This is a genomic window from Falsiroseomonas ponticola (assembly GCF_016805305.1).
Taxonomy (GTDB): domain Bacteria; phylum Pseudomonadota; class Alphaproteobacteria; order Acetobacterales; family Acetobacteraceae; genus Falsiroseomonas; species Falsiroseomonas ponticola.
The window spans coordinates 437,314-462,473 of sequence record NZ_JAERQN010000003.1 but is presented as its reverse complement, the minus strand read 5'-3'; the positions used below and the strand labels follow the sequence as shown (position 1 = coordinate 462,473).

Sequence of the window (25,160 nt, the reverse complement as noted above, 5' to 3'; positions counted from 1 at the left end):
TCGGGAACGGGACCCCCCTCATGCGCCGTCGCGACCTGCTCGCCCTGCTGCCGCTGGCCCCGCTGGCCCTGCCGGGCCTGGCCCATGCGCAGGCAGGCTACCCCAGCCGGCCGGTGCGCGTCGTCGTCCCCTTCCCGCCCGGCGGCACCACGGATTTCATCGCCCGCCTGGTCAGCCAGCGCCTGGCTTCCGTGCTCGGCCAGCCCTTCGTGATCGAGAACCGCGCCGGCGCCGGCGGCACCGTAGGCTCCGACTTCGTCGCGAAAAGCGCGCCGGACGGCCACACCCTCGTCGTCTCCAACATCGCGAGCTTCGGAGTCGGGCCCAGCGTCTATCGCTCCATGCCCTACGATTCCGTCCGGGACTTCGCCCATATCGCCGTGATGGCGGAAATCCCCTCGGTGCTCGCCGTCAGCGCCTCCTCCCCCATCCGGACCTTCGAGCAGTTCGTGGCGGCGGCGAAGGCGCGGCCCGGCATGACCATCGGATCGCCGGGCAACGGCACCTCCTCCCACGCCAAGCAGGCCATCCTGCAGCGCTCCGCGGGGATCGAGACCACCCACGTCCCCTATCGCGGCAGCGGGCCCATGATGAACGACCTGATGGCCAACGCGGTGGACGCCATGATCACCACCCTGGTGGAGGCCGGGCGCAATGACCGCTTCCGCCTGCTGGCCGTCACCGCGGACAGCCGCGTGGAAGGCTGGCCGGACCTGCCGACCTTCAAGGAACTCGGCCACCCCGACCTGGTCGCCTCCACCTGGTTCGGCCTCTCCGCCCCCGCCGGCACGCCGGAGGCGATCGTGACCCGCCTCAATGCCGAGGTGCTGACCGGCCTCGCGACCCCCGAGATCGCGCCCCGCCTGGTCGAGACCGGCGCCACCCCCCGCCGCCTCTCCGCCCCCGAATACACGGCCTTCATCGCCGCCGAGGTCGCGCGCTGGGCCGCCGTGGTCCGGGCCGCCAATATCCGCGCGGATTGATGGCCGCGAAGCCCCCACCCCCCGCCCCCGGCAGCAAGGCCGAGCGCGAAGCCCGCCTGGCCGCCGCCCTGCGGGAGAATCTCCGCAAGCGGAAAGCCCAGGCCCGCGCCCGGGCGGAGGACCCGCCACCCCCCGCCGCAGCCCCGCCACCCCCGGGGGACGACGCAAAGGGCTAGCCCCCCCGGCCCGGCTGGGGTAACCCCTCCGCCCCGACGCGCTGGAGCCCGCCCCACCCCATGCCCATCATGCCCGACACCTGGATCCGCCAGATGGCCCAGGACAAGGCCATGATCGAACCCTTCGTCGAAAGCCAGCGACGGGAGGGCGTGATCAGCTACGGCCTCTCCTCCTACGGCTACGACGCGCGGCTGGCCGATGAATTCAAGATCTTCACCAATGTGGACAACGCGATCGTCGATCCCAAGGTCTTCTCGGACCAGGGGTTCGTGACCCGGCGCGGGGAGACCTGCATCATCCCGCCCAACAGCTTCGTCCTGTGCCACACCATCGAATACTTCCGCATCCCGCGCGACGTGCTGGTCATCTGCCTCGGCAAATCCACCTATGCGCGCTGCGGCCTCATCGTGAACGTCACCCCGCTCGAACCCGAATGGGAAGGCCAGGTCACGATCGAGATCAGCAACACCACCCCCCTGCCCGCCCGCATCTACGCGAATGAAGGCATCTGCCAGTTCCTGTTCCTGCAAGGCGCCGGCGCCCCCGAAACCAGCTACGCCGACCGCCAAGGCAAATACATGCGCCAACGCGGCGTGTCGCTGCCACGGCTCTGAGGCGTGGCGCGGGGGGCCTTGCCAGGGGGCTTTGCCCCCCGGCACCCCCCACCAGGGTCCAGCGGGACCCTGGACCGCGAGGTTATCGGTGGATGAAGGGAGGGGCACGGAGCGCGCTTCGAACAAGCGGTCGCTCCAGGCCCCTCCCTTCATCCACCGATCTCATGGGTTCCGAGGGGCCGCTGCCCCTCGGCGGGGAGCGCGAGGGGCAGCGCCCCTCGCAACTCACCCGAGCCACACTCTAGAGTCGGAGGCCACGCGCCATGGACCGTATTCGCATTCGCGGGGGCAGGCCGCTCAAGGGGTCCATTCCGATCGGGGGGGCCAAGAACGCTACGCTGCCCCTGATGGCGGCGGGGTTGCTGAGTGACGGGCCGCTGGTGCTGGAGAATGCGCCGGATCTCGCGGACATCGCGACCATGCGGCATCTGCTGGTGCAGCATGGGCTGACGGTGGTGCATGACCGGGCGGCGCGGACGCTGACCATGTCGGGTGCCGCCAGCAACCTGGAGGCGCCCTATGACCTCGTGCGCAAGATGCGCGCGAGCGTGCTGGTGATGGGCCCGCTGGTGGCGCGGTTCGGGGAGGCGCGGGTGAGCCTGCCGGGCGGCTGTGCCATCGGCACGCGGCCGGTCGATCTGCACATCAAGGGGCTGGAGCAGATGGGCGCCGTCTTCGACCTCGAAGGCGGGTACATGCATGCCAAGGCGCCGCAGGGGCTGAAGGGGGCGCGCATCATCTTCCCCCAGGTCAGCGTGGGCGCGACCGAGAACCTGCTGATGGCCGCCTGCCTGGCCGATGGCGTGACGGAGCTGGTGAATGCGGCGCGGGAGCCGGAGATCGGCGACCTGGCCATGTGCCTGATGCGCATGGGCGCGCGGATCGAGGGCATCGGCACCGATCGCCTGGTGATCGAGGGCGTGAAGAGCCTGGGTGCCGCGACCCATCCCATCATCCCGGACCGGATCGAGGCCGGCACCTATGCCTGCGCCGCCGCCATCACGGGCGGTTCCGTGTTCCTGGAGGGCGCGCGGATGGTCGATCTCGGCGCCGTGGTCCGCGTGATGCGGGAGGCCGGCGTCGATGTTGCGGAGGAGCATGGCGGGCTCCGCGTCACGCGCCTCAACGGGCTGCGCGGCGCGGATGTGATGACGGAGCCCTTCCCCGGCTTCGCCACCGACATGCAGGCGCAGTTCATGGCGCTGATGTGCGTGGCGGAGGGTGCCTCGATGATCACGGAGACGATCTTCGAGAACCGCTTCATGCATGTGCCGGAGCTCATGCGCATGGGTGCCCGCATCAAGTATCACGGCCAGAGCGCGATCGTGCGCGGCGTGCCGAAGCTGAGCGGCGCGCCGGTGATGGCCACGGATCTCCGCGCCAGCGTCAGCCTGGTGCTGGCCGGCCTGGCGGCGCAGGGGGAGACGATCGTCAACCGCGTCTATCACCTCGACCGCGGCTATGAATCGATCGAGCGGAAGCTGGGCGCGGTGGGGGCCGAGATCGAGCGCGTCTGAGGGCGCGCCTTCCGGGACGGCGTGGCGGGGAGCGTGGTTGGCATGGCGCTGGATGGCGCTGGGGTGGCGGTCGTGGCGGGGCAGCGCCATGCCGGGTTGAACGGGCTGCGCGGCATCCTCTGCGTGCAGATCATGATCGTGCATTTCATCATGGCGTATCTGCCGGATGCGCTGACGCCCTATAACCCGGCCCTCTTTCCGCCCACCGCGAACCCGCACTGGCTGACGCCGTGGCTGCAGCTGCCGGGCGTGACGCTGCTGACCGGCGGCAATTTCGCGGTCATGACCTTCCTGGCGCTGTCGGGCTATGTCGTCACGATGCCCTATTTCGAGGGCCGGGCGGATCGGCTGCGCGTCACGCTCTGGGGTCGCTACATCCGCCTGACGGTCGCCATGGCGCCGGTGATCCTGCTGTCCTGGCTGCTGTCGCAGGCCGGCCTCTATGCCGTGGGCGCCGTGGCGGCGGAGACGGGGTCCGTGATCATCGGCACGCAGATGCCGCCGGCGGAGCTGACGCTTCCGGCCGCGCTGCGGGACATGGCCTGGCACGTGCTGGTGACCGGGGAGACGCATTTCAACAGCGCGCTCTGGACGCTGCGCTACGAATTCCTCGGCGCGCTCATGATCCTGGCGCTGTTCCTCGTGATGCCGCATCGCCTGCGCGCGGTGCCGGTGCTGGCCTTCATCGTCCTCGTCGCGCTGCTCTTCGGCCCCTTCGCGATCTTCGTGATGGTGATGCTGGGCGGTGCGCTGGTGCATGCGGTGCGGGTGCCGGCGCGGGCGGTGCCGTTCCTGGCCGTCTTCGGGCTGTTCGTCGGGTCCTACCTGCCGGGCCACGCGCCCTATTCCTGGCTGCCGGCGCCCTTCACCGCGCCGGAGCAGGTCTTCTTCAACGTGCCGCTCTACAACATGCTGGGGGCGGTCTGCCTGGTGGCGGCGGTGTCGCGGGGCTTCGCCGGGCGCTGGCTGTCATCCCGGCCGCTGCAATGGCTGGGGGACCTGTCCTATGCCGGCTACCTGCTGCACCTGCCGCTGCTGTGCTCGCTCTCCGCGGGCCTCTATCTGGCGCTGCCGCGGGGCGATGTCGCGCTGCTGGTCAACCTGCTGGTCTATGTCGCCGTCGTGCTGGCGCTCGCCGCGCCCTATGCGGCCATCGTCGATGCGGCGGGCATTCGCTGGGCGCGGCGCTTCGGCGAATGGGTGGCGCGCCCGCCAGGCGCGCCGCGCGCAGCCGGGTAGCGCCTCCTACCCCCGGAACATACCCCCGCCATCCACATCCACCACGGTGCCGTTCACATAGGCGCCGCGCGGGCCGCTCAGGAACACGGTCAGGTCCGCGATCTCCGCCGCCTCGATCGGGCGGCCGAAGGGCAGGCCCGTCAGCGTCTCCGCCCAGCGTTCCTCGTCGCCGAACTTGAGCTTCGCGTTGACGCGCGCCTGCGTCTCCATCCGGTCCGTCCGCGTGGCGGCCGGGTTGATGCCGAAGACGCGCACGCCCATGGCCTGGGTGGCGCCGCCGAGCGCCGAGGTGAAGGCGATCAGCGCCGCATTGCCCGCGCCGCCGCAGATATAGCCCATGCGCGGCGCGCGCCCGGCCATGCCGATGATGTTGCAGATCACGCCCGCGCGCCGCTCCTCCATCCCCGGCAGGTAGAGCTGGCACAGGTGGATGTAGCCCATGACCTTCAGGTCCCAGGCCTGCTGCCACCGCGCGATGGGGATGTCCTGCAGGCGGCCCGACGGGATGGCGCCCGCATTGTTCACCAGGATGTCGATGCCGGGATGGGCGGCATGCACCCGCTCCCGCTCCTCGGCCCTGGAGAGGTCGGCCGCCAGCGTCTCCACCCGCACCTGCGCGCTGCCCCGCACCTTGTCGGCGGCGGCGGCCAGCGCGGCGGGATCGCGCCCCACCAGCACCACATCCGCGCCTTCGCGGGCAAAACCCTCCGCGCAGGCCAGCCCGATCCCCTTCGACCCGCCGGTGACCAGCACCCGCTTGCCGGCAACGCCCATCTCCATCGCCATGCTCAGACTTCCATCTCGATCAGGAACGGCGTCTCGGAGGCGAAGCTCTGCTGCATGAGGTCCGCGACCCCCTCCAGCGTGCCCGTCCGCGCCGCCTCCACGCCCATGCCGTTCGCCAGCTTCACCCAGTCCAGGTCCGGATTGCCGAGGTCCATCATGTCCAGCGCCGTGCGGCCGGGATTGGCGCCCACACCCTGATATTCGCCGAGCAGGATCTGGTACTTGCGGTTGGAGATGACGATCGTCGTGATCGCCAGCCTCTCCCGCGCCTGGGTCCACAGCGCCTGCAGCGTGTACATGCCCGACCCGTCGGCCTGCAGGTTGATCACGCGCCGGCCCGGCGCGCCGATGGAGGCGCCGGTCGCGAGCGGGATGCCGCAGCCGATGGCGCCGCCGGTGATGTGCACCCAGTCATGCGCCGGCGCATTGTGGGTGAATTTGTAGAAGCCGCGGCCGAAGGAGACGCTTTCATCCGCGATGACCGCGTTCTCCGGCATCAGCGCCGCCAGCGTCTGCGCCAGGCCCTCCGGCGTCGGCTTGCCGCGCACGGGATCGGGGCGCGGGCCGGCATCGGGGATCGCCGCAGCGCCGGCGCCAAGCTCCTCCGCCAGCGCGGTCAGCGCCTGGATCGGGTCGGCCTCGTAGCGCGTCAGCAGGACGATGTCCGCATCCTCCCGGTGGTGGCGGGACGGCTTGCCGGGATAGGCGAAGAAGCCGACCGGCGCCTTGCTGTTCACCAGGATGATGGTGGTGAAGGGCTTCAGCGCCTCGATCGCCAGGTCCGCCGGATAGGGCACGCGTTCCAGCTGCATGCGCCCGCGGCCGCGCGCCACCTTGGCGTTGGACATCTCGGCCAGGATGCTGGCCCCCGTCGCCTGGCCAATGCGCCAGGCCAGCGCCTGCGCCTCCTCGGTCAGGGCAAGGCCGCCCAGCAGGATCAGCACGTTGGACCGCTCCCGCAGCACCTTCGCCGCGTTGCGCACGGCATGCGGGTCCGCCTGCGGCCGCGCCGGCACGGGCAGCGCCGCGGCCGGGCCGCCCGGCGCCTCGTCCCAGCAGGTGTCGGAGGGCAGGATCAGCGTCGCGATCTGGCCGGGGCTGGTCATCGCCGCCTGCACGGCGGTCGCGGCATCCCGCCCCACCTCGTCCGCCCGCGCCACGGTGCGCGTCCAGCCGGAGACGGCGCGCGCGAATCCTTCCGTATCCGCGGTCAGCTGGGCATCGAGGGGCCGGTGGTAGGTGGCCTGGTCGCCGACGCAATTGACGATGGCCGACCGCGCCCGGCGGGCATTGTGCAGGTTGGCGAGCCCGTTCGCGAGGCCCGGGCCGCAATGCAGCAGCGTGGCCGCCGGCTTGCCCGCCATGCGGAAATAGCCATCCGCCATGCCGGTGACGACATTCTCCTGAAGCCCCAGCACGCAGCGCATTCCGGGGATGCGGTCCAGCGCCGCGACAAAATGCATCTCGCTGGTGCCGGGGTTGGCGAAACAGGTATCCACCCCCGCCCCCAGCAGTGTGTGCACCAGGCTTTCCGCTCCGTTCACCCTTGGGCTCCCCCATTCCATGGCCCGGGAGGGTGCGCGGGCGCGGCGAAGGCCGCAAGGGGACCGGCCGCGAAGGGCGAAGGCGCACCCCCCCAGCCATGCGCCTGCCGCCACCCAGGGGTGACAGCGCCGTAATACTGACGCAGTTTCCGTCAATTGATCCCGGACCCGCACCAGGGGGGCTGGCGGGCTGGATCACGGATAAGGGGCGGCCGATGCCACGCTTGGCCATCGCATTCTTCTGCTCGGGCTTCGGCGCGCTGCTCTGCCAGATCGTCTGGCAGCGCATGCTCGGCATCTTCGCGGGGTCGGACACCATCTCCGCGGCGCTGGTCGTGGGTGCCTTCCTGGCCGGGCTCGGCCTCGGCTCCATCATCGGCGCCAAGCTGGCGGACCGCCTCTCCCCGCGCCAGGCGATGATCGGCTTCGCCCTGGCGGAGGGTGGCGTCGCCCTCTTCGCCCTGCTCTCCAAGTTCTTCCTCTATGACTTCCTCGCGCTGCAGCTGGCCGGCGTGGTGGATGCCCCCATCGCCATCTTCGCGCTGTGCTTCGCGGGCCTGGTGCTGCCGACCACGCTCATGGGTGCCTCCCTGCCCCTGCTGGCCCGCGCCATCGCCACCAGCCTCGACACGGTGGCGGAGCGGATCAGCAGCCTCTACGGCCTGAACACGCTGGGCGCCGGCCTCGGCGCGCTGCTCGGCGGCTGGTTCATCGTCGGCAATCTCGGCTTCGTCGGCGCGCTGGTGCTGGCGGCGGGGCTCGATGTGCTGGCGGCGGTGCTGGCGCTGACGCTGCTGCCGACGCTGGGGCGGGACGTGCCGAAGCCCGCCCCCCGCGCCGCGGCGGCGGCCGGCGCGGCGGAGCCCTTCGGCAGCCTGAAGCTCTGGTGCCTGCTGGTCTTCCTGTCGGGCTACGTGATCGTGGCGCTGGAGATCGTCTGGGTGCGGCTGCTGGGCCAGGTCGGCCAGTACCACGCCTACCTCTTCCCGACCGTGCTCGGCATCTTCCTGCTGGCGGACGGGCTCGGCATGGCGGTCGCGGCGCGGATGGTGCGCAGGCTGAAGGACCCCCGCCCGGCCTTCTTCATCACCCAGGCCGGCGGCTTCGCCCTGGCTGCCGTGCTCATCCTGGCGCTGTTCATCGCCCTGCCCTACTGGCCGATCAACCAGTTCCTCTCGGCCGATGTGCAGCGGCTGCGCGGCGGCGGCCTGGCCACCACCGTCATCCTGACGCTGATCGTGGTGGGCCCGCCCTCCTTCCTCATCGGCATGACCTTCCCCTTCGTGCAGCGCGCGGTGCAGCAGGACCTGGCCTCGGTCGGCGCGCGGGTCGGCTGGGTGCAGCTGGCCAACATCCTGGGCAATGCGGCGGGGTCCATCGGCACGGGCATCGTCACCTTCCACCTGCTCGGCACCGCCGGCACGCTGAAGCTGCTGGCCGCGCTGTCGGTGCTGCTGATGCTGGGCTGGCTGTGGAAGGAAGGCCGCGGCCGCAGGCCCGAAATGGCGCTGGCCGCCGCCTGCGCCCTGGCCGTGGTGGCGCTGCCGGGCAATGCCGCGCTCTGGTCCCGCCTGCATGCGGAACAGCCCCGCCACCAGGTCGCCTGGGCGGAGGACCGCTCCGGCGTCGCCTTCTTCCGGGACGACAACCTGCCCGGCCAGGATGGCCCGCACGGCCCCTTCTTCATCCAGGGCTTCTCCCAGGGCCGGATCCCCTTCCTGCCGATCCACCAGTTCCTCGGCGCGGTCGGCCCGCTGATCCATCCGGACCCGAAGTTGGTGCTCTGCATCGGCATCGGGTCGGGCGGCACGCCCTGGGCGGCCGGCGTCTCCGCCGCCACGCACCAGGTCCGCGCGATCGAGCTGGTGGGCCCGGTGCTGACGGCGCTGGAGCAGATCGGGGAGCGTTATCCCCGCGGCCCGATCGCCGAGATGTTCCGCAACCCCCGCTGGCAGCTGGAATACGGCGATGGCCGCCGCGCGCTGTCGAAGGGCGACCAGCTCTATGACGTGATCCAGGCGGACGCGATCCTGCCGGAGGGATCGCATTCCGGCCTCCTCTATTCCGAGGAATTCCTCCAGCAGGTGCGCCGCCGCCTGGCCCCGGGCGGGATCTATGTGCAATGGGCGCCGACCCAGCGCGTGGTGGAGACCTTCAGCACCGTCTTCCCCCACACGCTGCTGCTGATGCCGTCCTCCGTCATCATCGGCTCCGACCGGCCCATCCCCTATGACGCGGAAGCCCTGGCGCGGCGCTTCGCGGAGCCCGCGGTCCAGGCCCATCTCGGCCGGGGCAATACCGGCTTCAGCGACTATGCGGGGCTGTTCAGCCGCCCGGCGCTGAGCTGGGCGCCCGGCACGCCGCGCGTGGGCGCGACGCTGACGGATGTCTTCCCGCGGGACGAGTTCTACCTGAACAACACCGTCACCGGGACGCAGGCGCTGGCGCGGCCGCAGGACCTGATGCTGCGCGCGGCGCATCGGTAGGGGCCTGCATCGGTTGGCGGGACAGGGCCGCACGTTCTAGATTCGCCCTGTCCCCAAGACGGAGTCGCTGCGTGAAGAAGGTCCTGCTCTTCGGGTTCATCTGCGGGGCGCTCGCGGTGATCGTCTTCCACCAGGGGACGGTCTGGGTGCTGTACCACCAGTTCCCGCTGATCAAGGCGGTGACGGGCGCGGCCGATGCCTTCCGGCCGGCGGCGCAGGGCTTCAACCTGCGCGGCGTGCCGCCCTTCGGCGTGCCGCAGGTCGTCTCCCTCGCCTTCTGGGGCGGCCTCTGGGGCATCCTGCTGGCCGGGCTGATCCGCTGGGTCCGCATCCCGGACCTGATGGGCGGCTTCGTCATCGGCATGGCGGCGACCGTGGTCGGCATGACCATCGTGGCGCAGCTGAAGGGCCTGCCGATGTGGGCGGGCGGCAATTCCATCGCCATCTGGCGGGCGGTGCTGCTGAACGGCGCCTGGGGCTGGGGCACCGCCATGCTGCTGCGCCCCTTCGTGCTGCGGGGGGACTGACCCTCAGCCCGTCAGCCGCGCCAGCAGCGCCGTCAGCTCCGCCTGGTGGCGGCAGCCGGTCTTGCGGCGGATGGCGGTCAGCTGGCTGCGCGCCGTGGTCACGGCGATGCGCCGTGCCTGCGCATGCTCCGCCACCGTCTTGCCCGCCGCCAGCGCGGCCGCCAGCGCGCCTTCCGCCGCCGTCAGGCCGAAGGCCTGGCGCAGCAGCGGCGCGCGCGGCCGCGGGCGCTGTTCGTCATCCGTCACCAGCAGCATCACGCCGGTGAAGCCTTCCGGCATGCCGATGGCTTCCAGCCCCCGCAGCGGCAGCACCTGCACCAGCCAGGGCGCCGCGCCGGACCGCCGCGGCAGGGTCAGGCCGGCGGCGTCCGGCATCATCTTCACCTTGCCGTCCAGCGCCAGGATCGCCGCGCCGACGCCCCGCGCCAGCGATTGCCGCGCCTGCGGGTCGAAGGAACTCAGCCCGCCATCCGGCACGAAGGACAGGCCGTCATCCTCCGCCACCATCATCTCCAGCGCCGGGTTGGTGACGATGATGCGGCGGTGCCGGTCCAGCAGCATCACGCCCTGGCGCAGCGCCGCGAAGCCGGCCCGCAGCGCCCGCACCTGTTCCCACCCCGCCGCCGCCAGCCGCGCTTCCGCCACCAGGGCGCGGCGGATGGCGGGGTAGTAGGGGCGCAGCATCTCCTCCTCGGTGCGGGAGAAGGCGTCCGCGCGCACCGAGCGGTGGAAGGCGACGCCGCCCACGATTCCCCCCGGCGCATGCACCAGCGCCGCCATGCAGTTGAAGGCGCCGTCCCGCGGCGCCGCCCATTCGTTCCAGATCGGGGTCCGGCGGAACAGGTCCGGCGCCACCACGCGGGCCATGTTCAGCACGCCGTCCGGCGCCTGCGCCGCGGCCTGCGCCCAGGGGTCGTGGCGGATCCAGAACCGGCCGTATTCGGCCATCACCTCCGGCGCGGTGTTGGGGCTGCCCTCGGACCGGCTGTCCCGCGGCGCGCCATGCGCGAAGCGCATCAGATGGACCGCATGGGTGCTGGTGCCCAGGCGCCGCGACAGGCCGAGGAGGGCGCTGGCAATGCTGCGGCCGTCCAGGACGGCGGCATACAGGCCCAGCGCAAAGGCATCCGGATCAGGCAACTCGGGTCGGATGATCACGAATACAGAATAGCACTATGCGCGTCGCCTGTTACAGTCCCAAAAGCGCGTCATGGTGGAACAGATGTTCCGCTCTGCGCGCGGGAAGTGCCGCCCCCGCCAGGCCGACCGCCCCGCTTGCAGCCCGGCCGCCCCCACCCCACCCTGCACGGCATGACCGATACCCCGCTTCGCGTGCAGCCCGACCCCGCCGATCCGCGCCTGACACGCCGTGTCACCGGCATCGATCACCTCGGCCAGCCCATCGAGACCAGCGTCACCGTCGAACGCCCCCTGACCCTCTACCTCAACGGGCAGGAGATCGTGACGATGATGACCATCCTCGACCGGCCGGAGGACCTCGCCATCGGCTACCTCCTCAACCAGGGTATGCTGAAACGGCAAGACCGGATTGCCGCGATCGACTATGACGAGGATCTCCAGGTCGTCGTCGTCCGCACCGATGCCAGGACGAACTTCGAGGAGAAGCTGAAGAAGAAGACCCTCACCTCCGGCTGCGCCCAGGGCACCGCCTTCGGCGACCTCATGGAGGATTTTTCTCAGGCTCGGCTTCCGATGTCAGCCGAGATCAGGACATCCTGGCTCTACCGCCTGCTGCACCGGATCAACACGCTGCCGAGCCTCTACCTCGAGGCCGGCGCCATCCATGGCTGCGCCCTCGCCCGGCAGGACCAGCCCATCGTCTACATGGAGGATGTCGGCCGCCACAACGCGGTGGACAAGATCGCGGGCTGGATGTTCCGCAACGGCGAAGGGCCGGAGGACAAGATCTTCTACACCACCGGCCGCCTGACCTCGGAGATGGTCATCAAGACCGTCCGCATGGGCATCCCCATCCTGGTGTCGCGCTCCGGCTTCACCGCCTGGGGGGTGGAGCTGGCGCGGGAGGCCAACCTGACGCTGATCGGCCGCTGCAAGGGCAAGCGCTTCGTGGCACTCGCCGGCGAAAGCCGCATCGTCTTCGACGCCGACCCCGCCTATGTGCCGGAGGAAAGCGCCAAGCACTGGCGCAAGAACAGCCTGGAAGCCCAAGCGGAGGCGACGGCGCGCGATGCGGAGTGACACGCTGGCCGTCATCCTGGCCGGCGGCCTGGCGCGGCGCATGGGGGGCGGGGACAAGCCGCTGCGCCTGGTCGCCGGCCGCCCGCTGCTGGACCACCTGCTGGACCGGCTGCGCCCGCAGGTGCCGGCCCTCATCCTGAACGCCAATGGCGATCCCGCCCGCTTCGCCAGCTATGGCCTGCCGGTGGTGGCGGATACGCTGCCGGACCATCCCGGCCCGCTGGCCGGCATCCTCGCCGCGCTCGATCACGCGGCGGCGGCGCATCCGGGCCTGCCCTGGGTGGTGTCGCTGACCGGCGACGCGCCCTTCATCCCCGCCGACCTGGTGGCGCGCCTGCACGCCGCCCGGGAAGCCGCCGGCGTGACGCTGTCCTGCGCCCGCTCCGCCGGCCAGGCGCATCCGCCCATCGGCCTCTGGCCCGTCGCGCTGCGGCATGACCTCCGCGCCGCGCTGCTGGCCGGCGAGCGCAAGATCGACCGCTGGACCGCCCGCCATGGCTGCGCCCATGCCGATTGGCCGGCCGATCCCTTCGACCCCTTCTTCAACGCCAATGCCCCGGAAGACCTGGCGGAGGCCGAGCGCATCGCCGCCCAGGCGGCCAGCCACTTGCAAGCCGGCAATGTTGCACCGATAGAGTAGGCGTCTCGCGTATCTGGGGAGAACGCCCGCATGAAATCCGTCCTGACCGGCGCCCTCGCGGCCGTCGTCATCGCCATCGGCGCCTATGTCGTGCTGGACCAGAACTTCCAGCGCACCGCCGACCAGCGCTTCACGACCGAGGGCGTGCGCCTCTGAGCTGAGGGCGGGGGCCATGGCGTCGCGCCGCATCCCGCTGCTGGATGCGCGCGGGGCCGCCCACCCCGCCGCCGCGACGGCGGCCGCGCAGGCCGCCGATGTCGCCGCCATCCTCGCCATCGCGCGCCGCCGCCACACCGCGGCCGGGCTGCGCCTCGGCGATGCGCTGTCGCGCCGCTGGCTGGCGCGCAACGCCTCGCCCCTCGGGCCGGAGATCGCGGCCGTCGCCCGGCAGATCGGCAGCCCCGGCGCCTGGCTGCTCAACCTCTCCTACGAATGGGCCTGCACCTGCGGCATCGAGGCGACCGGGGAGCCGGTGATGCTGCGCGTGCTGGACTGGCCGATGGAGGGGCTGGGGGAGGCGCTGTGCGTCATCCGCCAGGCGGGCCCCGCCGGCGAATGGTGGCATGTCGGCTGGCCGGGCCTGGCCGGCACCATCACGGCCCTGGCGCCGGGCCGCTTCGCCGCCGCCATCAACCAGCCGCCCCTGCCGCTGACGCGCCTCGGCGCCGCGGCGCGCGCGCGGGGCCTGGGGCTGGCAGGCATCGCGGCGGATTGGCTGGCCTCCCGCCCCGCCCTCTGGCGCAGCCGCGCCCTGCCCCCCGCCCATCTGCTGAGGGTGGTCTGCGACACCGCGCCGGATTTCGGCACGGCGCTCGCCATGCTGCGGGACACGCCGCTCGCCGCCCCCGTCGCCTTCACCCTGGCCGGCACCAGGCCGGGCGAGGCCGTCTGCATCGAACGCACCCCGGATGGCCAGGCGCAGCGCCGGGGCCCCCGGGTGGCGATGGCCAACCACTGGGACGGGCTCGGCCTGCCCGGCGCGGCGCGCTGGATGGAAAGCGGCACGCGCCAGGCGATGATGGCCGGATTGCTGGAGGCTGGCCCGCCGGAGGGCCTGGCCTGGCTCCGCCCGCCCCTGGTCAATCGCGGCACGCGGCTCGCCGCCGTGATGCGCCCGGCCGCCGGCCGCCTCTCCGTCGCCGGCTTCGCGGGTGAGCGGCAGGTGACCGCCCTGCTGCACCTGGCCGCCGGCGGCGCCGACCCGGCGCGGCGGGACGAGGCCGCCTGAGGGCGCTCAGAACACCGCGCGGAAGGGCAGGATGCGCAGCTCGTCGCCCGGCGCGACCGCCGTCACATCCTCCGGCAGTTCCGCGAAGGCGTCGGATTCGGTCAGGGAGGTCAGCAGCCCCGCCCCCTCCCGCGCATATTTCCGCGCCACCGGCAGCCCCGCCCCGAAGGCCAGGCGGACGCGGACATATTCGCGCCGCCCCGCCTTCTTGCGATAGGCGAAGTCGGCCCGCGCGGTGAAGCGCGGCAGGCTGTCCGGCGCCGCGCCCGCCAGGCGCAGCACCAGCGGCCGCGCCAGGTGCAGGAAGGTGACGACGGCCGCCACCGGGTTGCCCGGCAGCCCCACCACGGGAACGCCTTCGACGACCCCCATCGCCGCCGGCCGCCCCGGCTTGATGGCCAGCCGCCAGAACACCAGCCGCCCGCCCTGCCCGATCGCCGCCTTCACATGGTCGGCCTCCCCGGTCGAGACGCCGCCCGAGGTCAGCAGCAGGTCATGCCCCGCCGCCGCCCGCGCCAGCGCCGCCGCCGTCGCCGCCGGCTCATCCGGCAGGATGCCGAGGTCATGCGCCTCCACCGGCAGCCCGGCCAGCAGCGCCAGCAGGGTGAAGCGGTTGCTGTCATAGGTCTGCGCCGGGCCGAGCGGCATGCCGGGATCCGCCAGCTCATCCCCCGTGGAGAAGACGCCGACGCGCACCAGGGGCCTGACCGGCACGTCCCGGAAACCCAGCGCCGCGGCCAGCCCGATCGCCGCCGGGCCGAGCCGCGTGCCCGCCGGCAGCGCGACCTGGCCCGCGGCCACATCCTCCCCGGCCGGGCGGCAATTGGCACCGCGCTTGAGGCCGGGCACCAGCAGCACCGCGCCATCCTCCTCCCGCGCATCCTCCTGCATCATCACCGTATCCGCGCCATCGGGCATGGGCGCGCCGGTGAAGATGCGGATGGCGGTGCCGGGCGAAAGGCCCGCCGCCGCCTGCCCGGCCTGCAGCCGCGCGGCGATGGGCAGGCGCGTCGGCCCCTCCGCCGCCAGGTCGGCATGGCGGAAGGCATAGCCATCGACGGCCGAGTTGAAGAAGGGCGGCAGCGGCGTGCGCGCGCGCAGATCCTCCGCCAGCACGCGACCGGTGGCCTGGCGCAGCGCCACGCTTTCCCGTCCCCCGGCCGGCGGGATCCGCGCCTCGATCAGCGCCTGCGCCTCCTCCACGGACATCAGCTTCCCGCCGAAGGCGAAGCAGTCATCGCTGAGTTGCGCCATGGCTCCCTTCCCCTACCGCCGGAGAAACGCCTCCAGCGTAATCGCGTGGCCCAGCACCAGATCGGCGATCCCCTCGATCTCGTCCAGATGCGCGACCGGCAGCCGCGCCTCCGGCGGGGCGACGTCGCTGGCGATGGCGACGATATGGGGGTCCTCCGGGTGCAGCCAGGGCTTGCCGTTGGCGCCGCGATGCACCTCGATCTTCGGGTGGTGGTCGCGCTTGAAGCCCTCCACGATCACCAGGTCCACCGGCGCCAGCTGCGCCAGCAACGCCTTCAGCGGCGGCTCCGGCTGGCCCCGATGCTCCGTCATCAGCGCCCAGCGATGGGCGGAAGCCACCAGCACCTGCCGCGCCCCCGCCGCGCGATGCTCGTAGCTGTCCTTGCCCGGCCGATCGATGTCGAAGGCGTGGTGCGCGTGCTTCAGGGTGGAGACGCCGATGCCGCGCGCCGCCATGGCGGGGATCAGGCGCGTCATCAGCGTCGTCTTGCCGGCGCCGCTCCAGCCGGCCAGTCCGATCAACCGCGTCATGGGCATGTTCCAGACATGAAAAAGGCCGGCGCGGGGGAAACCCGGCCGGCCTGGTTGGCAGGGCGCGGGGTCAGTCCGCGCCAGCGGCCTTGGCGCCGGCGGGGCCGCCGATGGTCTCCCGCGCCTTCGCCATCTCCTCCTCCACCCAGAGGGAGTGGTGTTCCTTGGCCCAGTTCAGGTCCACCTCGCCCGACCCCATGGCATCGAAGGCGCCTTCCATGCCGACGGAGCCGATGTAGATGTGGGCGATCATCGCGGCCACCATCAGCACGGACAGCACGCCGTGCACGATGTGCGCCAGCTGCATCCCCGCGATGTCCGTGACCGTGAAGGGGAAGATCAGGATGTAGCCGGAAGCCGCGACCAGCGCGCCGCCCAGCACCGTGATCCAGAACACCATCTTCTGCCCGCCGTTGAAGCGGCCGGCTTCCGGGTGGTTGTGCCCGCGGCCCAGCAGCCCGCCACCCGCCTTGAACCAGGCGATGTCGCGCGCATTCGGGATGTTGTCCTTCACCCAGACCAGGAACAGCAGGACGATGCCGAGCGTGAAGGGGAAGGCCAGGTAGTTGTGGGCGATCTTGCCCCAGAGGCTGACGGCGGTGAACGCCTCCGGCCCGATCACCGGCAGCAGCAGGAAGCGGCCGAAGGTCAGGTTGAGGCCGGAGAGCCCCAGCACCACGAAGGACGTCGCCGTCATCCAATGCGCCGCGCGCTCGAACCCGTTGAAGCGCTTGATGGTGCGCCCCGCCGGCCCGGCATCGATGCGGATGCGGCCCTTGGTCATGTAGAAGACGACCAGGATGCCGAGCATGCCGAGCACGGCGATGCCACCCACCCAGGTCAGCGTCCTGTTGTGGAAGTCGCGCCATTCCCGGCCTTCCGGCTGGATCAGGCTGGCGGATTGCGCATCGGGGATGGAGACGCGCCCGGCGATGCGGCCGCCGTTCAGCGCCTTCATCAGCTCCAGCTCATCGGCCGTGCCGGGGCTGGTGATCGGGTTGCTCGGCGTGCCCGTCACGGGCCCGCCGATCTGGGCCAGCGCCGGGCCGCCCAGGCCGAAGGCCAGGACGGCGGCGGCAAGCGCCCGGGTGATGCAGTTCATCGCCATTCCCCCGGGATCAGACCGCGACATTCTCGCGATACGCCGTGCGCCAGCCCCAGGCGCCCGCGCCATAGCCGCGCTTCTGCACGCGCTCCCGGTAGATGGTGGCGATCATCTCGCCATCGCCGGCCAGCAGCGCCTTGGTGGAGCACATCTCCGCGCAGAGCGGCAGCTTGCCTTCCGCGATGCGGTTGGAGCCGTACTGCGTGTATTCCACCAGCGTGCCGTCCTGCTGCGGCCCGCCGGCGCAGTAGGTGCACTTGTCCATCTTGCCGCGGCCGCCGAAGTTGCCGACGCGCGGATACTGCGGCGCGCCGAAGGGGCAGGCGTAGAAGCAGTAGCCGCAGCCGATGCACAGATCCTTGTCATGCAGCACGATGGCATCCGCCGTCGTGTAGAAGCAGGACACCGGGCACACGGCGGCGCAGGGCGCGTCCGTGCAGTGCATGCAGGCCATGGAGATCGAGCGTTCGCCCGGCCGGCCGTCATTGATGGTGACGACGCGGCGCCGGTTGATGCCCCAGGGCACCTCGTGCTCGTTCTTGCAGGCGGTGACGCAGGCGTTGCACTCGATGCAACGGTCGCTGTCGCAGAGGAACTTCATCCGAGCCATTGGTTCTGTCCCCCCTGATCAGGCCGCGCGGATTTGGCAAAGAGTGACCTTGGTTTCCTGCATGAAGGTCACCGGGTCGTAGCCGTAGGTCGTGACGGCATTCACGCTTTCGCCGAGCACGATCGGGTCCGTGCCCTGCGGGTAGCGGCGCCGCTGGTCCTCGCCCATGAAGTGGCCGGCGAAGTGGAAGGGCATCCAGGCCACGCCCCGGCCCACGCGCTCCGTCACCAGCGCCTTCATGCGGGCGCGGGCCTGGTTCTCCGGCCCCGTCACCCAGACCCAGCCGCCGTCGCGGATGTTCCGCGCCGCGGCATCGGCCGGGTTGATCTCGACGAACATGTCCTGCTGCAGCTCGGCCAGCCACTTGTTGGACCGCGTCTCCTCGCCGCCACCCTCGTATTCGACCAGGCGGCCGGAGGAGAGGATGATCGGGAAGTCGCGCGCCACCTGGTGGCTGCGGTTCTGCACCGTCACGCCGAGATGCGGCATGCGGAAGCCGCGGCGGTCCGGCAGCGTCGGGTACTGCGCGATCAGGTCGGTGCGCGGCGTGTAGATCGGCTCGCGGTGCACCGGCACGGGGTCGGGCAGGTTCCACGCGACCGCACGGGCCTTGCCGTTGCCGTAGGGCACGCAGCCATGTTCCATGGCCACGCGGATGATGCCCATGGACAGGTCGGTGGCCCAGGAGAAGTTGCCGCCGTTGCTCTCGATCCAGTTCTTCTCCTCGGCGGTCAGGTCGTCATACCAGCCGAGGCGCCGCAGCACGGCGGTGGTGAATTCGGGGTAGCCGTCCTGGATCTCGGAGCCCTTGGACCAGCTGCCTTCCGCCAGCAGCGTCACGCCGTTGCGCTCCACGCCGAAGCGCGGGCGGAAGGTGCCGCCGCCATCCTTCACATGCAGGTTGGTGTTGTAGAGGATGTGGCTGCCCGGGTGCTTCCACTCCGCCTTGCCCCAGCACGGCCAGGGCATGCCGTAGAACTCGTTCTCCACCGGCGTGCCGGCGCGGCCGCGCAGCGTCACCAGGTCGAACTTGTCCTGGTGCTCCATGTGCAGCTTCAGGCGTTCCGGGGACTGGCCGGTATAGCCGGTGGACAGCGCGCCGCGGTTGATCTCCCGCAGGATGCTCTCGGCCGTCGGCGCGTTGTCCCGCACCTCGAAGGTCTTGAAGATCTCCTGCTGGAAGCGGATCGCCTGGTTGCTGCGCTGCGCCGCGCCGTCCAGCGCGCCGCAGAGCCGGTACATCATCTCGTAGTCGTTCTTGGATTCGAAGATCGGGTTGACGACCTTCGCGCCCCACTGGACGGAGCGGTTGGAGGCGGTGCGGCTGCCGTCGCATTCGAACTGCGTCGAGATCGGCAGCAGGTAGGTGTTCTCCCGCCGGTTGCCGAGCACCGCGAAGGTGGTGGGGTGCGGGTCGGCCACGACCAGCAGGTCCAGCGCCTCCAGCCCCTTCACCGCTTCCGGCATGCGGGTGACGGTGTTGCCGCCATGGCCCACCACCAGCATGCCCTTCACCCGGTCACGCTGCTGGATCTGGTCCTTGGGCAGGGTGATGGCGTCGAAGTAGCGCGTGGTCGGGATGCCCGGCGTGGTCATCATGGCGGGGCTGTCGAAGCGCGCCACCATGTCCTCGTAGCGCACGTTCCAGACGCGGCTCCAGTGACGCCAGGCGCCCTCGTCCAGCCCGTAATAGGCCGGCAGCGTCCCGACATCGAGGCCGAAGTCCGTCGCGCCCTGCACGTTGCAGTGGCCGCGGAAGATGTTGGCGCCGGTGCCTTCCAGGCCGACATTGCCCGTGGCCAGCAGCAGGATGGAGAAGGCGCGGACATTGGCCGTGCCGACCGTCTTCTGCGTGGCGCCCATGCACCAGATCAGCGTCGCGGGCTTCTCGGTCGCGAAGGTCTGCGCCACCTTCTTCAGCTGCTCGCCCGGCACGCCCGTGACGCGCTCGACCTCGGCCGGCGTCCACTTCGCCACCTCGGCGCGGATCTCATCCATGCCGAAGACGCGCTGCGCGATGAACTGCTTGTCTTCCCAGCCATTGGCGAAGATGTGGTGCAGCATGCCCCAGATGATGGGGATGTCCGTGCCCGGGCGGATGCGGACATAGTCCGTCGCATGCGCCGCCGTGCGGGTGAAGCGCGGGTCGATGACGATCAGCTTCGCGCGGTTCCGCTCCTTGCCGCTCAGCACATGCTGCAGCGAGACGGGATGCGCCTCCGCGGGATTCCCGCCCATGATGATCATGGTCTTGGAATTGCGGATGTCGTTGTAGCTGTTCGTCTGGGCGCCATAGCCCCAGGTGTTCGCGACACCCGCCACCGTCGTGGAGTGGCAGATGCGCGCCTGGTGATCGACGGAGTTGGTGCCCCAGAAGGCCGCGAACTTGCGGAACAGGTAGGCGCCCTCGTTGGAGAACTTGGCGCTGCCCAGCAGGAACATGCTGTCCGGCCCGCTCTCCGCCCGGATCTTCATCATCCGGTCGGCGATCTCGTTCAGCGCGACATCCCAGCTGATGCGCTGCCACTGCCCGCCGACGAGCTTCATCGGGTACTTCAGGCGGCGGTCGCCATGCACCAGCTCACGCACGCTGGCGCCCTTGGCGCAATGCGTGCCGCGGTTGATCGGGCTTTCCCAGGCCGGCTCCTGCCCCACCCACACGCCGTTCTGCACCTCGGCCACCACCGTGCAGCCGACGGAGCAATGGGTGCAGATGTTGCGGATGCGCTGGATGGGCTTGGACAGGTCGGCGACGCCGGTCGCCGCGCCACTCGCCTGCGCGCGGCCCGGCCCCATGGCGCCCAGCGCCGCGAGACCCGCGGCGCCGAAGCCCGCCTGGCGGAGGAAGCTGCGACGGTCGAGCCCGCCGGAGGAGAGACCCTGGTAGGCGGCGGCCAGGCGCTGGCGCGCGGCCTTGCCTTCGGAGCGCTTGATCAGCATGCGTGCGTCCCCCGTTTCCTATTCGTAGCCATTGGTGCGGTAGAAGGCCCGCACATGCGCCGAATCCGCCTTGTAGCGGGCGGCCAGGCGCTGCTGCTCATTCTCCTTCCGCGCATCGCGCGAGGGCACGCTATCCGCGCGCTGCGCCAGCGCGGGCGCCGCGGCGGCGGCTGCCGCCGTGCCCAGGCCCAGCGCCTTCAGGAAGCCCCGGCGGATGGACTTTTCCGTCCCTTGTTCGCTCATGGTACCCAACTCCCCTTGGAAACCCATCAGGCCGGCAGGTCGGCTGCCGCGGCCTCGATCTCGATCACGGTGCGGCCCAGCCGGCCCACCGCCTTGTAGAACCCCGCCATCTCCGCGCGTTCGAGGTCGGCGAAGAAGCGCCCGGCCCAGGGGCGCATGTGGCGGGTAAAGAATTCGTTCGCCTGCTCCGGCTCCGCCCCGAAGGCGCCCGCGATCAGCCCGGCCAGCACCTCGCAGACGAAGGCGATGTGGTCCTCGGGCTCCGCGATCCCCTCGGCCTTCTCCACGCCGAGCCGCCCGAGGTCGCCGCGCAGATCGGCCAGCGGCCGTTCATGCAGGAAGCCGGTCAGGTAGTAGGAGGCATAGGGCAGCAGCTCCCCGCGCCCGACGCCGATGAACAGGTCGAAGAATTCGCGCTCCGCGGCCTCGGCGGTGGTGGCGGCGGCGGCGGCGGAGAGCGCCGCATAGGCCTCCCCCAGTTCACCGGGCCCGGGCGGCAGCAGCTTGAGGCGCGCCAGCAGGGCCGCGTCCGGCGCATGCCCGAGGAGACGCCCGAGAAGCGCGAACAGGCGAGCCCGTTCCGCATCCACGGCATCGACCCTGGCCCTGCTTTCCTCGTTTGTCATCCCGCCGTCACGCTTCCCCAGCGGCGGTCCCCTATCGGATTCCGCCAGCGCACGCCAGAGCGTACCAAGTTTTTCGACATTATCCAACCGGGCTGATCGGAATGCAGGCCGGCCATGCCCCGAAAAACAGCACGGCCCCGGCGCCGGCCCCGCGCCAAGTCAGGCCGGCAGGGCCCCGCCATGCCGGCGGCGCAGGGCTGGCGGCGGTGCCCCCTCCTCCGGCGGCAGCGCGGCCAGCGTGGCGGAAGGCAGGGCGGTGGGCGCGGGCGCCGCCAGGGTCGCGTCCGGCGGCAGCATGGCCGGGGCCTGCGCGGGTGGCGCGGCCGCCGGCGCGGGCCCAGGCGCCTCCTCCGCGGGGGCGGCTTCCGGGGCGGTTTCCTGGGCGGTTTCCTCGGCGGTTTCCTGGGCCGGCGGCTTCTCCTCCACCTCCCCGATCGCCTGGGCCAGCAGCTTGCGCACATCGCCCACCAGCTCCGACGCGAAGCCATTGGGCAGCCCGCCGGGGGTGTTGAAGTCCCATTGGTATTCGACCGGGCCGATATAGTCCCGGATCGCCGGGTCCAGGCTCCACATCCGCCGCAGCGCAGCGGACCGCAGCGCCGCCGGGATGCCGGGCCGCAGGAAGGGCGCCAGGTCGCTGGTGACGGAGAGTTCCTCGATCGGCGGCAGGGTCGAAAGGTCGATCGGCTCCATCCCCGGGATGGGGCAGGTGCCGGACTTCGCGACCGGCGCGGGTTCGGGGGCGGCTTCGGGCGCCGCGGCGGCCTCGGCCGGCGGCGGCGCCTCGGCCTCGATCCCCCGCTTGCGGCGGGACCAGCGGCCGAGGAAGCCGGGCTCCTCCGTGCCGCTCACGCCTCATCCTCCGGCATCCGCCGCGCCTGCTCCGGTTTCGCGCTCCGCGGGAGGGCCTCCGGATTCGCGCTCCGCGCGAAGGCCTCCGGATCCGCGCTGCGCGCGAGGGCCTCCGGATTCGCGCTCCGCGCGAGGGCCTCCGGGTTCGCCTGGTCGCGCTTGCGCTTGTAGAAGCCGCGTTCCTTGTGGTGGCGGGCGACGAAGTCGGTCGCCAGGGCGCGCAGCCCCGGCGGCATGGGCAGCGCCTCCAGCAGGTCCTGCCCGACATCGGCGTGCAGATGCGCCTCCCCGGGATCGACCAGCACCGATTGCAGCGCCATGCCCGGCTCGGCCTCCGTCGGTCGCAGCAGCACCCAGACCAGGGGCTGCGCGGATTCCAGGTTGTGCTTGTAGTTGTCCGTGTCGGTGGGGTGCATCACCACCTCCGCGACGCCGGCGAAGAACAGCGCGCGGCCGCCCTCCTCCCGCAGCTTCGTCCAGGCGGGCACGGGGGGCGCATCCTCCAGCACCTCCACCGCCTGCCAGACATGCTCCACCCATTTCGTCACGCCCGGCCGGCGTTCGGCGATGACGGCGACCGGCACCGCGATGGAATCGGGGTGGCGCGGCACGCTCACGCCGCATCCTCCCTTGCCCGCAGCGGCAGCCCGGCCACCAGGTTCTGCGGCTTCATCCGCAGCTTCTGCGCCGCATCCATCGCCACCGCCAGGTACACCGGCTTGCCCGCGACGCGCGGCAGCACGCGCGACGCCTCCGCGAAGTCGAGCACGCCGAGCCAGATGATCCGCGCCAGCCTGGCCTGCTTCACCTTCTTGCCCTGCCAGAGGTCGTTGGCGATCGCCGTCGCCTCCGCATCCAGCCCGACATGCCAGGTCCAGTTGCGGTCCTCGATGACGGGCACGGGGCGGATCGTCACCTGTTCGCCGATGACATGGCCGATGAAGCGTTCCAGCGCGCGGGCCAGCCCGTGCTGCCCCGGCCGCCCCTCCGCGATGTCCAGCGCGAAGTCATGCGCATCCGACCGGCCGGGATAGAGATGGCCATTATCCTCGGAGAGGACATCGACCTCGACCTCCCGCGGCTGGGCGCCGGCCTCCACCAGCAGCTGTCCCAGCGCGCCATAGCCGCCATCGCCGCCCTTGTGGTCCAGGATCTCCTCATCCGCCACCAGCAGCGCGCCCTGGTGGATCGCGACGCGCTGGGTGCGGAACAGCAGTTCCGCGGCGCGCAGCGTGAAGGGATCGCCCACGCCTTCCAGCGCGGACCGCGTCACGAGATGCGTCAGCATCTGCAGGAAGATCGGCGGGATTCCCGCCACGCCCTGCCGGTACAGCGCCAGCCAGGCGGCTTCGAGGCAGGGCTCCGCCACCACGCGATCCCGGAAGCCGAGGAAGACGCGAAAATTCTCCTGCGCGTCGGGGTCGGCCAGCGCCGCGATCTCCGCCTCGCTGACCGCCCGCATCGGCTCCGCCATCAGCGAGGCATGCAGCGCCCGCTCCGCGTCGCAGGCTTCCTCCGGCGGCACCAGCTCCGGCCGGGCGCAGAAGGCGCGCCAGAGGTCCGGCGTGCCATGGATGCGCCCCTCCTCGTCCCGGTCGCAGAGGTGGTGGCCGGAGGCGACCCAGAAATCGCCCGGCAGAAGACCAGGGGGCATCAGCCCGGGCGGCGTGTTGCCGCTCATGCGCGGTCACCCCCGCGGGTACCGAGGTTCATCAGGTCAGGCCGCTCCACCGGGTCATCCTCGCCCTCCACCGTCACCATCCCGAAGACCGGAAGGGCGTTGAAGCTGACATGGGGCGTGTCGCGGAGGTGGAGCGTGCGGAACCGCTCCCGCACCTCCCCCTCCTCCAGGCTGCGGGACAGCGCCAGCACGGTGCCGACCTCATGCCCCTCGCAGAGGCTTTCCGCGAAGCCGATCTCCTCCAGCGCCGCCGCGCGGGCGGCGCCGTCGTCCGGGGCGCCATGCTGCGCGCGGATATGCCGCGCCAGCGCGCCGATGGCCGCCTCCCGCTGCGTGGCGGTCGCCGGCGCCACCTCCACCAGCGTGGACCAGCCGAAGCTCGCAAGCCCGAGGAAGCCCCCCCGGAAGGCCTGCCGCCGCTTGCCCGCCATCCCGGCGGGATCCTCGTCCCAGAATTCGAAGGCGCCGGGCACGGCCCATTCGCCCGGCTCCGCCGCCTGTTCGAAGATCACGGTGTCGGAGGGGTCGAGCCGCAGGGTGCGCGGCAGGCGGCCGCTCATGCCGTCACCGCCAGCGCATCGGCCAGCGGGTAGCGGCTCCGCGTCCCCTCATCCTCGAGCACCAGGTCGCCCGTCGCCGGGTCGATCCCCCGCCGCGCCTCCCCCATCCAGGCCTGGCGCGCCAGCCGGGCCAGGTAGCGCTCCGCCATGCGGGAGAAGCCGGAACCCGGCCCCGTGCGCTGCCATTCCGCGAGGTTCGCCATCAGGTGCCGCGCCCAGGCGGCGGTCAGCTGCGCGGCGGAGACCTCCTCCTCCGACCAGCCTTCCTCGAACACCGCGGTCTGCTGCAACCCGTGGCCGGGCTCCCAGCCCCGCGGGAAGGACAGCCGCGCCTCCATGCCCAGCACCAGCCAGGCGGGCTCCCGCGCCTCGGCCGCGCCCTCCGGCCAGGCCAGGCGGATGCGCCCCACCTGGCCCTCATTCACCAGCACGATCCCCGGCCAGTGGAAGGTCAGCGGCACTTCCGGCGGGCCATAGGCCGCCAGCGCATCGCCCAGCGCGCTGGCGCCGGCGAAGATCGCGCCCCGCGCCGCGGCCAGCGGCATTTCGGGCTCCAGCACCACCGCGGCCTCGATGCGGGACGCGGATCGCACCCAGGCCAGCGTCCCCGCCCCATGCCGGGGCGCCAGCGCGACCGCGCGCGCCATGGCGTCGCCCCCCTCGCGCAGCGCGACCACGGGATCGAAGACGGACGGCAATTCGGGCAGTTCTGACGCCACGGCGGGCTCGCTTCCTCCGGCATCCCTCGCATCGGCGAGAGGACGCGCATATATGCGCGCCCTGTGCCTGGGCCTAGA

General features: G+C 71.5%; 25 protein-coding genes. 10 read left to right on the top strand and 15 right to left on the bottom strand.

Going from position 1 to position 25,160, the window contains the following annotated elements:
• Nucleotides 1–20 precede the first annotated feature (20 nt).
• From JJI54_RS12705 to JJI54_RS12690, 4 genes are all read left to right on the top strand, one after another.
• Nucleotides 21–983 carry a Bug family tripartite tricarboxylate transporter substrate binding protein gene (locus JJI54_RS12705; RefSeq protein WP_203073357.1) on the top strand — a complete coding sequence of 321 codons (963 nt, stop codon included), beginning with the start codon at nucleotides 21–23 and terminating at the stop codon, nucleotides 981–983.
• A gap of 236 nt (nucleotides 984–1,219) precedes the next feature.
• The gene (gene dcd / locus JJI54_RS12700; RefSeq protein WP_164696578.1) at nucleotides 1,220–1,774 is read left to right on the top strand and encodes a dCTP deaminase; all 555 of its coding nucleotides are present in this window, start codon (nucleotides 1,220–1,222) and stop codon (nucleotides 1,772–1,774) included.
• 263 nt (nucleotides 1,775–2,037) lie between these two features.
• Nucleotides 2,038–3,291 carry a UDP-N-acetylglucosamine 1-carboxyvinyltransferase gene (gene murA, locus JJI54_RS12695; protein ID WP_203073356.1) on the top strand — a complete coding sequence of 418 codons (1,254 nt, stop codon included), beginning with the start codon at nucleotides 2,038–2,040 and terminating at the stop codon, nucleotides 3,289–3,291.
• A 42-nt stretch (nucleotides 3,292–3,333) separates the two neighbouring features.
• Nucleotides 3,334–4,530 (top strand): acyltransferase family protein, encoded by a 1,197-nt coding sequence (locus tag JJI54_RS12690; RefSeq protein WP_203073355.1) that lies wholly within the window; start codon nucleotides 3,334–3,336, stop codon nucleotides 4,528–4,530.
• Nucleotides 4,531–4,536: 6 nt separating this feature from the next.
• Here JJI54_RS12690 and JJI54_RS12685 read toward each other — a convergent pair whose 3' ends face one another.
• Nucleotides 4,537–5,316 (bottom strand): short-chain dehydrogenase/reductase, encoded by a 780-nt coding sequence (locus JJI54_RS12685; RefSeq protein WP_226381691.1) that lies wholly within the window; start codon nucleotides 5,314–5,316, stop codon nucleotides 4,537–4,539.
• A gap of 2 nt (nucleotides 5,317–5,318) precedes the next feature.
• Nucleotides 5,319–6,881: an acetolactate synthase large subunit gene (locus JJI54_RS12680; protein ID WP_226381690.1), complete on the bottom strand. Its 1,563-nt coding sequence runs from the start codon at nucleotides 6,879–6,881 to the stop codon at nucleotides 5,319–5,321.
• A gap of 203 nt (nucleotides 6,882–7,084) precedes the next feature.
• Between JJI54_RS12680 and JJI54_RS12675 the strand changes: the two genes are divergently transcribed.
• Nucleotides 7,085–9,346: a fused MFS/spermidine synthase gene (locus tag JJI54_RS12675; protein WP_203073353.1), complete on the top strand. Its 2,262-nt coding sequence runs from the start codon at nucleotides 7,085–7,087 to the stop codon at nucleotides 9,344–9,346.
• Between the two features lie 71 nt (nucleotides 9,347–9,417).
• Nucleotides 9,418–9,873, top strand: a complete 456-nt coding sequence (locus JJI54_RS12670) for a hypothetical protein (protein WP_203073352.1) — start codon at nucleotides 9,418–9,420, stop codon at nucleotides 9,871–9,873.
• Between the two features lie 3 nt (nucleotides 9,874–9,876).
• On the opposite strand, the gene JJI54_RS12665 is transcribed toward JJI54_RS12670, so the two are convergent.
• A complete protein-coding gene (locus tag JJI54_RS12665; protein ID WP_203073351.1) occupies nucleotides 9,877–11,031 on the bottom strand; it encodes a helix-turn-helix transcriptional regulator in 1,155 nt (384 codons plus the stop codon).
• A 153-nt stretch (nucleotides 11,032–11,184) separates the two neighbouring features.
• Here JJI54_RS12665 and fdhD point away from each other — a divergent pair, with 153 nt between their 5' ends.
• Genes fdhD through JJI54_RS12650 form a run of 4 tightly spaced genes read left to right on the top strand, consistent with a single transcriptional unit; the run spans nucleotide 11,185 to nucleotide 13,961 of the window.
• Nucleotides 11,185–12,093: a formate dehydrogenase accessory sulfurtransferase FdhD gene (fdhD, locus tag JJI54_RS12660; protein WP_203073350.1), complete on the top strand. Its 909-nt coding sequence runs from the start codon at nucleotides 11,185–11,187 to the stop codon at nucleotides 12,091–12,093.
• A complete protein-coding gene (gene mobA / locus JJI54_RS12655) occupies nucleotides 12,083–12,733 on the top strand; it encodes a molybdenum cofactor guanylyltransferase MobA (RefSeq protein ID WP_203073349.1) in 651 nt (216 codons plus the stop codon). Before fdhD ends, mobA begins: the two co-directional genes overlap by 11 nt.
• Nucleotides 12,734–12,763: 30 nt before the next feature.
• Complete coding sequence (locus JJI54_RS32705) at nucleotides 12,764–12,889, top strand: hypothetical protein (RefSeq protein ID WP_264177176.1); 126 nt, start codon at nucleotides 12,764–12,766, stop codon at nucleotides 12,887–12,889.
• A 16-nt stretch (nucleotides 12,890–12,905) separates the two neighbouring features.
• Nucleotides 12,906–13,961 carry a C45 family peptidase gene (locus JJI54_RS12650; RefSeq protein ID WP_203073348.1) on the top strand — a complete coding sequence of 352 codons (1,056 nt, stop codon included), beginning with the start codon at nucleotides 12,906–12,908 and terminating at the stop codon, nucleotides 13,959–13,961.
• Nucleotides 13,962–13,967: 6 nt separating this feature from the next.
• Here the strand turns inward: JJI54_RS12650 and JJI54_RS12645 are convergent, their stop codons facing one another.
• From JJI54_RS12645 to JJI54_RS12590, 12 genes are all read right to left on the bottom strand, one after another.
• A complete protein-coding gene (locus tag JJI54_RS12645) occupies nucleotides 13,968–15,215 on the bottom strand; it encodes a molybdopterin molybdotransferase MoeA (RefSeq protein ID WP_203073347.1) in 1,248 nt (415 codons plus the stop codon).
• Nucleotides 15,216–15,227: 12 nt separating this feature from the next.
• Nucleotides 15,228–15,746, bottom strand: coding sequence for a molybdopterin-guanine dinucleotide biosynthesis protein B (gene mobB, locus JJI54_RS12640; protein ID WP_203073346.1), 519 nt, complete (start codon nucleotides 15,744–15,746; stop codon nucleotides 15,228–15,230).
• Between the two features lie 70 nt (nucleotides 15,747–15,816).
• Entirely contained in the window at nucleotides 15,817–16,848 is a 1,032-nt protein-coding gene (locus JJI54_RS12635) for a formate dehydrogenase subunit gamma (RefSeq protein WP_203073345.1), read from the bottom strand.
• A gap of 16 nt (nucleotides 16,849–16,864) precedes the next feature.
• The gene (fdh3B, locus tag JJI54_RS12630) at nucleotides 16,865–17,461 is read right to left on the bottom strand and encodes a formate dehydrogenase FDH3 subunit beta (RefSeq protein ID WP_203073344.1); all 597 of its coding nucleotides are present in this window, start codon (nucleotides 17,459–17,461) and stop codon (nucleotides 16,865–16,867) included.
• Nucleotides 17,462–17,479: 18 nt separating this feature from the next.
• Complete coding sequence (locus tag JJI54_RS12625; protein ID WP_203073343.1) at nucleotides 17,480–20,401, bottom strand: formate dehydrogenase subunit alpha; 2,922 nt, start codon at nucleotides 20,399–20,401, stop codon at nucleotides 17,480–17,482.
• A gap of 18 nt (nucleotides 20,402–20,419) precedes the next feature.
• Nucleotides 20,420–20,644: a twin-arginine translocation signal domain-containing protein gene (locus JJI54_RS12620; RefSeq protein ID WP_203073342.1), complete on the bottom strand. Its 225-nt coding sequence runs from the start codon at nucleotides 20,642–20,644 to the stop codon at nucleotides 20,420–20,422.
• Nucleotides 20,645–20,670: 26 nt separating this feature from the next.
• The gene (locus JJI54_RS12615) at nucleotides 20,671–21,270 is read right to left on the bottom strand and encodes a TorD/DmsD family molecular chaperone (RefSeq protein WP_203073341.1); all 600 of its coding nucleotides are present in this window, start codon (nucleotides 21,268–21,270) and stop codon (nucleotides 20,671–20,673) included.
• Nucleotides 21,271–21,429: 159 nt separating this feature from the next.
• Nucleotides 21,430–22,122 (bottom strand): DUF3306 domain-containing protein, encoded by a 693-nt coding sequence (locus tag JJI54_RS12610; protein ID WP_203073340.1) that lies wholly within the window; start codon nucleotides 22,120–22,122, stop codon nucleotides 21,430–21,432.
• Nucleotides 22,119–22,739: a DUF3305 domain-containing protein gene (locus JJI54_RS12605; protein ID WP_203073339.1), complete on the bottom strand. Its 621-nt coding sequence runs from the start codon at nucleotides 22,737–22,739 to the stop codon at nucleotides 22,119–22,121. The genes JJI54_RS12610 and JJI54_RS12605 overlap by 4 nt, the downstream gene beginning before the upstream one ends.
• The gene (locus tag JJI54_RS12600) at nucleotides 22,736–23,803 is read right to left on the bottom strand and encodes a DUF6352 family protein (RefSeq protein WP_226381689.1); all 1,068 of its coding nucleotides are present in this window, start codon (nucleotides 23,801–23,803) and stop codon (nucleotides 22,736–22,738) included. The genes JJI54_RS12605 and JJI54_RS12600 overlap by 4 nt, the downstream gene beginning before the upstream one ends.
• The gene (locus JJI54_RS12595; protein ID WP_203073338.1) at nucleotides 23,800–24,363 is read right to left on the bottom strand and encodes a DUF6505 family protein; all 564 of its coding nucleotides are present in this window, start codon (nucleotides 24,361–24,363) and stop codon (nucleotides 23,800–23,802) included. The genes JJI54_RS12600 and JJI54_RS12595 overlap by 4 nt, the downstream gene beginning before the upstream one ends.
• Nucleotides 24,360–25,082, bottom strand: coding sequence for a biotin/lipoate--protein ligase family protein (locus tag JJI54_RS12590; protein WP_318987495.1), 723 nt, complete (start codon nucleotides 25,080–25,082; stop codon nucleotides 24,360–24,362). Before JJI54_RS12590 ends, JJI54_RS12595 begins: the two co-directional genes overlap by 4 nt.
• Between the last annotated feature and the right edge of the window lie 78 nt (nucleotides 25,083–25,160).

Bases quoted from the DNA above. Each gene is read 5' to 3' on its own strand.
- JJI54_RS12680 (WP_226381690.1), bottom strand. From the start codon at position 6,881: ATGGAATGGGGGAGCCCAAGGGTGAACGGAGCGGAAAGCCTGGTGCAC.
- JJI54_RS12645 (WP_203073347.1), bottom strand. From the start codon at position 15,215: ATGGCGCAACTCAGCGATGACTGCTTCGCCTTCGGCGGGAAGCTGATG.
- JJI54_RS12705 (WP_203073357.1), top strand. From the start codon at position 21: ATGCGCCGTCGCGACCTGCTCGCCCTGCTGCCGCTGGCCCCGCTGGCC.
- JJI54_RS12650 (WP_203073348.1), top strand. From the start codon at position 12,906: ATGGCGTCGCGCCGCATCCCGCTGCTGGATGCGCGCGGGGCCGCCCAC.
- JJI54_RS12690 (WP_203073355.1), top strand. From the start codon at position 3,334: ATGGCGCTGGATGGCGCTGGGGTGGCGGTCGTGGCGGGGCAGCGCCAT.
- JJI54_RS12685 (WP_226381691.1), bottom strand. From the start codon at position 5,316: ATGGCGATGGAGATGGGCGTTGCCGGCAAGCGGGTGCTGGTCACCGGC.
- JJI54_RS12620 (WP_203073342.1), bottom strand. From the start codon at position 20,644: ATGAGCGAACAAGGGACGGAAAAGTCCATCCGCCGGGGCTTCCTGAAG.
- fdh3B (WP_203073344.1), bottom strand. From the start codon at position 17,461: ATGGCTCGGATGAAGTTCCTCTGCGACAGCGACCGTTGCATCGAGTGC.
- JJI54_RS12615 (WP_203073341.1), bottom strand. From the start codon at position 21,270: ATGACAAACGAGGAAAGCAGGGCCAGGGTCGATGCCGTGGATGCGGAA.
- JJI54_RS12625 (WP_203073343.1), bottom strand. From the start codon at position 20,401: ATGCTGATCAAGCGCTCCGAAGGCAAGGCCGCGCGCCAGCGCCTGGCC.
- JJI54_RS12635 (WP_203073345.1), bottom strand. From the start codon at position 16,848: ATGAACTGCATCACCCGGGCGCTTGCCGCCGCCGTCCTGGCCTTCGGC.
- mobB (WP_203073346.1), bottom strand. From the start codon at position 15,746: ATGACGCGGTTGATCGGACTGGCCGGCTGGAGCGGCGCCGGCAAGACG.
- JJI54_RS12595 (WP_203073338.1), bottom strand. From the start codon at position 24,363: ATGAGCGGCCGCCTGCCGCGCACCCTGCGGCTCGACCCCTCCGACACC.
- JJI54_RS32705 (WP_264177176.1), top strand. From the start codon at position 12,764: ATGAAATCCGTCCTGACCGGCGCCCTCGCGGCCGTCGTCATCGCCATC.
- dcd (WP_164696578.1), top strand. From the start codon at position 1,220: ATGCCCATCATGCCCGACACCTGGATCCGCCAGATGGCCCAGGACAAG.
- mobA (WP_203073349.1), top strand. From the start codon at position 12,083: ATGCGGAGTGACACGCTGGCCGTCATCCTGGCCGGCGGCCTGGCGCGG.
- murA (WP_203073356.1), top strand. From the start codon at position 2,038: ATGGACCGTATTCGCATTCGCGGGGGCAGGCCGCTCAAGGGGTCCATT.
- fdhD (WP_203073350.1), top strand. From the start codon at position 11,185: ATGACCGATACCCCGCTTCGCGTGCAGCCCGACCCCGCCGATCCGCGC.
- JJI54_RS12600 (WP_226381689.1), bottom strand. From the start codon at position 23,803: ATGAGCGGCAACACGCCGCCCGGGCTGATGCCCCCTGGTCTTCTGCCG.